At 65.9% G+C, this 6,300-nt stretch carries 7 protein-coding genes; 6 read left to right on the top strand and 1 reads right to left on the bottom strand.

The window, feature by feature from the left end; translation table 11 throughout:
• Window positions 1–2 precede the first annotated feature (2 nt).
• Window positions 3–398, top strand: a complete 396-nt coding sequence (locus EB084_17370) for an ABC transporter permease (GenBank protein NDD30028.1) — start codon at window positions 3–5, stop codon at window positions 396–398.
• A gap of 1 nt (window position 399) precedes the next feature.
• Window positions 400–1,518 carry an ABC transporter permease gene (locus EB084_17365; GenBank protein ID NDD30027.1) on the top strand — a complete coding sequence of 373 codons (1,119 nt, stop codon included), beginning with the start codon at window positions 400–402 and terminating at the stop codon, window positions 1,516–1,518.
• A 13-nt stretch (window positions 1,519–1,531) separates the two neighbouring features.
• Here EB084_17365 and EB084_17360 read toward each other — a convergent pair whose 3' ends face one another.
• Window positions 1,532–2,794, bottom strand: a complete 1,263-nt coding sequence (locus EB084_17360) for an ornithine cyclodeaminase family protein (GenBank protein ID NDD30026.1) — start codon at window positions 2,792–2,794, stop codon at window positions 1,532–1,534.
• Here EB084_17360 and EB084_17355 point away from each other — a divergent pair.
• From EB084_17355 to EB084_17340, 4 genes are all read left to right on the top strand, one after another.
• Window positions 2,703–3,926, top strand: coding sequence for a nucleoside monophosphate kinase (locus EB084_17355; protein ID NDD30025.1), 1,224 nt, complete (start codon window positions 2,703–2,705; stop codon window positions 3,924–3,926). The two genes, EB084_17360 and EB084_17355, sit on opposite strands and share 92 nt — an antisense overlap.
• A 96-nt stretch (window positions 3,927–4,022) precedes the next feature.
• The gene (locus EB084_17350) at window positions 4,023–4,304 is read left to right on the top strand and encodes a hypothetical protein (protein NDD30024.1); all 282 of its coding nucleotides are present in this window, start codon (window positions 4,023–4,025) and stop codon (window positions 4,302–4,304) included.
• A gap of 41 nt (window positions 4,305–4,345) precedes the next feature.
• Complete coding sequence (locus EB084_17345) at window positions 4,346–5,560, top strand: 2-oxoacid:acceptor oxidoreductase subunit alpha (protein ID NDD30023.1); 1,215 nt, start codon at window positions 4,346–4,348, stop codon at window positions 5,558–5,560.
• Window positions 5,557–6,300, top strand: a 744-nt coding sequence (locus EB084_17340) for a 2-oxoacid:ferredoxin oxidoreductase subunit beta (protein ID NDD30022.1), incomplete at its 3' end; no start/stop codon positions are given. The genes EB084_17345 and EB084_17340, both read left to right, overlap by 4 nt.

The following is a 6,300-nucleotide window of genomic DNA, read 5'->3' as shown; positions in this document are numbered from 1 at the left end:
CGCTGCACACCGTGTTCGGATTGCGTCTGCGCGGTGATGTGACCGCGTTCCTCGTGGGCAGCGTCTTGTTTCTCTTCACCGTGATCTCGTTCGGCGTCATGGTCGGCGTTCGCGTACCCGAGCAGGCTTCCGCGCTGCAGGCCATGCAGCTGGGCGGGTTCGTGCTCAGCTACCTGCTGAGCGGCTTCATCTTCCCTCTCTCCAACGTTCCGTCGCCCCTTCGCGTGCTGTCGAACCTGACCCCCGCGCGCTACTACCTCGTCATCGTGCGCGACGCGTTTCTGCGCGGGGGAGGCTGGCCTGCCGTCTGGCCGCATGTGTCGGCGCTGCTGCTGCTCTTCCTGACGTTCTTCGGTCTGGCCTGGAGACGCATCCGTCGAATGCAGCTCGAGGCCTGAGATGCCGAGTCGAACGCGTCTCTGGGCGCTGATCCGCAAAGAGCTGCGACAGATCCTTCGCAATCGGGGGCTGCTCGTCTCGCTCATCATCCCGCCCACGGTCCAGATCATCATCTTCGGGCTGGCGCTGAACCCCACGGTGAACCATCTGCGCCTGGCCGTGCTCGACGAGTCGCGCTCATCGATGAGCCGCGATCTGATCTCGGCATTCATCGAGAACCGCACCTTCGTGCTGGCAGGGCAGGTCGATTCGGTCGCCGCCGTCGATGCGGGGCTGCGGCGTGGCTCGTATGATGCAGCCCTCGTCATCCCGTTCGATCTCGACCGCCGCATCGCCCGCCGTCAAGACGCGCGGGTGCAGCTGCTCATCGATGCAACCAATGCCAACACCGCCGCCATGGCCCAGGGCTACGCCGGTCTCATCGTGCGGGAGTGGAACGCCGCGCACGCGCCTCCCGGGTCGGTCTCGCTGGCGCTCCCGGTGCGCACGCGGGTGGCCCTGCTCTACAATCCCGGCCTCATCACCGCGTGGTTCATCGTGTCTGGCACCTTCGGCCTGATCCTCGTGCTGAACGGCTCCATCGTCTCGGCACAGACCACCATACGGGAGCGCGACTCGGGCACGCTCGAGCAGCTGCTCATGACGCCGGCCGAGACGTCTGAGATCGTCGTCGCAAAGATCGTGCCGCTGTTCATGCTGCTGATGTGCGATGTGTTCCTCATCCTCGTGGTCACGCGTCTCGTCTTCTCAGTGCCCGTGCGCGGCTCGCTGGCACTGATCGTGTGCGGGGGGGCGCTGTGCCTCGTGGCGGGAATCGGGGTGGGCACCTGCATCGCGTCGTTCTCGAAGAGTGCGTTGCAGGCCCAGCTGCTGAGCTTCTTCGTCAATCCGCCCCTGGCGCTGCTGGCCGGCGCCACCACGCCGGTCGAAGCCATGCCGCCGTGGCTTCGACCCGTGACCTGGCTCAATCCAATACGACACTTCTCGATCATCGCGCGGGGCATTCTCATCAAGGGCACGGGGCTGCCAGAGCTGTGGCCCTACTTCGTCTCGCTGGGCGCCATCGCAGGGGTGCTGCTCATCATCAGCATCTACCGCTTCCGCTCGCAGCTGGCCTGAGCGCTTGTCCGGCTCAGACGGGCAGCCGCGTGCCCAGTCCGAGGGCCAGGGCGCGGCGATGGATCTCCGGCGCCACCGCCATGTCGTCGAGGGCGAGACCGAGGTTGATGGCCAGGGTGCGCTCTTGGTCAGACTGACGCCCGGGCTTTCGTCCGGTGACCAGCTCGCCGAGATCGGCGTAGGGCGCGGGGGTCTGCTGGAAGTACCCCACGTCCTTGTAGTATCCGAACTGTCTGTGGTCGTCTGTGGCGACGCGATCGATCTCGCCCATGGCCTCCGCTGTCCAGTAGCTGTCGAAGTCCACAGCGCTGCCGAAGGCGCCAGGGCGAAGCCAGCCAGCCTCGATGACAGGAGTGGGGCGCTTGAGGATCGGGCCGGACGTGATCACGAGGTCGCTGTCGACCACAGCCTCACGAGGCGATGAGACCCCCACCACCTCGCACCCCGTCTCGGCAGCCATCTCGTGCACGAAGCGCTGCTGCACCTCGGCGTTGAGGTCATAGGCGTAGACGCGCTCGAGGGGGAAGAGCGCCTTCAGTGCAACGAGGTTGGTGCGTCCCTGCACACCACAGGCGAGGATGCCGGCGGTGCGACTGTCGGGTCGCGCGAGGTGGCGCGCGGAGAGAGCGGTTGCCGCGCCTGTCCGCCAGGCCGTGATCCAGGCGCAGTCCATGATGGCGTAGGGCAGACCGGTGTCGACATCGTTGAGCACGAGAAGACCGCTGATGTAGGGCAGGCCACGGGCCTGGTTCTCGGGGAAGCCGCTCACCCACTTCAGTCCCGCGGAGCGCATGGCGGGGATGTAGCATGCCATGGCGTGGATGAAGGCATCGGGCTGGGGATGGACCCCCGGTTTCGGGGGCATCTCCACGTTTCCGTCGCCCATCTCGTGAAAGGCGGTGTCAAGGAGATCGATGATGGTGCGGACATCGAGGCCTGCGCTGCGGACATCGGCGTCGGTGAGGTAGAGAAGGGTGCGATCGCTCATGGAGCGGGCCTTCTGCTCCTCAGTCCGCTCACCCTGCGCGGCGGTCGTTTTCCTGGCCTGGAAGAAGGAAGGACGCCTGCTTTTATCCAACCCCTGCGCCGACTTCCCGAGCCGCTGACGAGGCGCGCGCGACCGTCGACGACAAGCACCGACGGGCTGCGTTCGCCTTGGCTGCGCCGAATCCAAGAGGGCCTGCATGAACACGTCCCAGCCGTCCAGCGCTGTCCAGGACACCAGGAGCACCAACGCTCCGGTCCAAGATCTCGAGATCAAGGATGCCCATGTCATCTTCGATCCTGTGTGGAAGAACCTCGAATCCCAGTTCGGGCGCGAGGGCCTGCACTTCCCCAAGGAGCTGATTCTTCTCGGTGGCGCGCCCGGCGCAGGCAAGGGAACGAACACGAACTTCATCAAGAAGGCCCGCGGCCTCACATGCGAGCCCATCGTGGTGAGCTCGCTGCTCGACAGTCCCGAGGCACGGCGCATCAAGGACGCGGGGGCCATGGTGGGCGATCGCGAGGTCATCGACCTGGTGGTGCGGGCGCTGCTGCGACCGGAGTTCCGCGATGGGGTGATCCTCGACGGCTTTCCCCGCACCCGCGCCCAGGTCGAGTGCCTCAAGCTGCTGGTCGAGAAGGTGCAGGGGCTCCACGCCGAGTTCCGCAACACGCCGCAGGCGCTCGAGTTCCGTCACATGACCATTCACGTCATGGTGCTCTTCGTCGACGAGAAGACGGCGGTCGAGCGCCAGCTCAAGCGAGGGCGTGAGATCATCGAGCACAACGAGGAGGTGCGGCGCACCGGCATCGGAGAGCAGCTCGAGGAGCGCGCCACCGACTACGACCCTGCCCTTGCCCAGCGACGCTATCGCGTGTTCAAGGAGCAGACGTGGGACGCCCTGCAGTCGCTCAAGGAGATCTTCCACTATCACTCCATCAACGCCATGGGCTCGCTTGCCGAGGTGGAGCGCAACATCCTCGAGGAGCTCAAGTACCAGAGCTCGCTCGAGCTCGATCCGGCAACGTTCGACATGGTGCGCAGCCTGCCGCTGGCCAGCGAGATCGTGGTGCACGCCCGGCAAGACCTTGTGCGCCGCATCGACACCTACGCGCTCGAGCACGCCGAGCAGTTCCGCGAGGTGCTTCAGTTCATCGAGAACAAGATGGTGCCCATCATCACGCGCCACGCGATCTCGGGGCACGCCATGGTCAACACGGAAGACACCCTGCTCGAGAAGCCGCAGGCACTTGCCATGCTCATCGACGTGTTCTCCGAGCGTGGGTACCACGCCACGGTCGATCTGTGGCGCGTCGCGGTGCCGCAGCGCGTCGACCTCACCACGGGCGAGATCGAGTGCCGGCAGAAGAAGGTCTATCGAATCACGGTGAGGTTTGCAGGGTCGGAGATCCGACGCGGCTGAGCTCGCCCGTGGTCTGCTGCGGGGCCGGTATCTTCTCTTTCGCGCACGGCGGGGTTGAAGAGAATCACCCCGTCTGCCTATAATTCCACAACGCCCATGCGCACAGAGAGCAGCCTCGCCCCCCCTTCGACCCCCCGTCACGTTCTCGCCCTCGTCGAGGAGGCGATGGAAGATCCCGAAGCACTCATCATGGTGCATGATGACTGGTGCAAAGGGTGCGCGGTCTGCGTTGACGTGTGCCCGAAGCACTGTCTCGAGATGCAGGGGCCGCTCCCCCGCCTCACCGACCCCCGCCTCTGCACGAGCTGCGGCATGTGCGAGTATCTGTGTCCGGACTTCGCCATCCACGTTCTGCAGCTGCGCTGGCAGAAGGGGTGAGCACCGTGCCGGATCGCCCCGCACCTCCCTTGCCTCCCGCCATGGGTGACCCCGCCTCGCTGGCCGTGGCCGATGCCGCGCCTGCGGCTGACCGCGTCCGATTCTGGGATGGCAACCGCGCCTGCGCCGAGGGGGCTCTCATGGCGGGTCTGCGCTTCTACGGCGGATACCCCATCACGCCGTCCACGGAGATCGCCGAGTATCTCTCGTGGCGTCTGCCCCAGGAGGGGGGGGTGTTCATCCAGATGGAAGACGAGATCGCCGGTCTCGCGGCCTGTCTGGGTGCCTCGCAAGGCGGTCTCAAGTCGATGACGGCCACCAGCGGGCCGGGCTTCTCACTGATGCAGGAGAACATCGGCCTGGCGTGCATGACCGAGATCCCCGTGGTCATCGTCAACGTGCAGCGCTTCGGTCCGAGCACCGGCCAGCCCACCCGACCATCCCAGGGAGATCTCATGCAGGCGGTGTGGGGCACGCACGGCGATCACCCCATCATCGTGGTGTCTCCGTCGTCTGTCGAGGAGATGCTCACCGTCACGGTGCGCGCGTTCAATCTGGCCGAGCGTTTTCGCACGCCGGTCATCGTGCTCGCCGATGAGGTCACGGCGCACATGCGTGAGAAGCTGACGCTGCCGGACGTCGTCGACGTCTGGGATCGCCCGCGCCCCGTTGACCCGCCGGATCGCTACGTCGCGTACGCTGATACCCCAGATGGAGTCCCCCCCATGGCCGTTTTCGGCGAGGGCGGCTACAAGTATCATGTCACCGGGCTGTATCACGACGTCCACGGCTTTCCCACGGTCTCTGCGCCGGTCATGGATGCCTGGATGCGTCGGGCGTTCAACAAGATCGAGTCGCACCTCGACGAGATCTGTCGCTTCGAGCTGACGACGTCAGAGGGCGCGTTCGAAGATCCGGATGCCGCGCTCGAGGCCCTCGAGGGCATCGACTCGATGGTCATCTCGTACGGGGCCAGCGCGCGAACGGCGGCCGCAGCCCTGCGTCTCTCGCGCGCTTCCGGGCGTTCGGTTGCGGTTCTGCGCCTGCAGACCGTGTGGCCCTTGCCGGAGACGTTCATGCGTGCCGCGCTCGAGCGTGTCTCTCGGGCGGTTGTGGTCGAGATGAATCGCGGGCAGATGCTGCGCGAGGTGCAGCGGTTGGCCGGTCGAGGGTGCACCGTTCGCGGCGCGCTGCGCCACGACGGCGAGATGGTCTCGCCAGACGCGGTGCTGGCGGCCTTGGAGGCATCATCGTGAGCGAGCGCGCGGCTCCGATCTTCTTGAAGTTCCTGCGTCCCGACAAGCCCTTCCCCACAGTGTGGTGCGAGGGGTGCGGCATCGGCATCATCCTGGGCGCCATCGTGCGCGCCGTCGAGGGCCTCGGGGTCGATCCATCGGACGTGGCCATGGTGTCTGGCATAGGCTGCTCCGGACGAATGCCGGTGTATGCCGATTTTGCGACCATGCATGTCACCCACGGGCGCGCGCTGGCCGTGGCCACCGGGCTCAAGCTGGCGCGTCCGCACATGAAGATGATCGTGGTCATGGGCGATGGCGACGCCGTCGCCATCGGGGGGAACCACTTCATCCACGCGGCCCGCCGCAACCTCGAGATGTGCGCCATCGTGGTCAACAACATGACCTACGGGATGACGGGGGGGCAGTTCTCTCCCACCACGCCTGTGGGCGATCCGTCGTATACGTCCGCATACGGCACCATCGAGCCGACGTTTGACATTCCCGCACTGGCGGAGGCCGCGGGTGCGTCGTTCGTGGCGCGCACCACCGTCTACCACGTGATGGAGATGCAGAAGATCATTGCGCGGGCCCTCGCCAAGAAGGGCTTCTCGGCCGTCGAGGTCGTGAGCAACTGTCATACGTACTACGGCAAGATGACCGGCATGAAGACCGCGGTCGACATGATGCACTGGATGAAGGACGCCACGGCGCCCGTCACGCTGGCGCCGGAGAGGCGCGAGGGAAAGATGCCGCGCGGC

It is taken from the genome of Pseudomonadota bacterium (genome assembly GCA_010028905.1).
GTDB lineage: Bacteria > Vulcanimicrobiota > Xenobia > RGZZ01 > RGZZ01 > RGZZ01.
The sequence above is the reverse complement of the archived record's forward strand: the minus strand, read 5'-3'. Positions and strand labels throughout refer to the sequence as shown.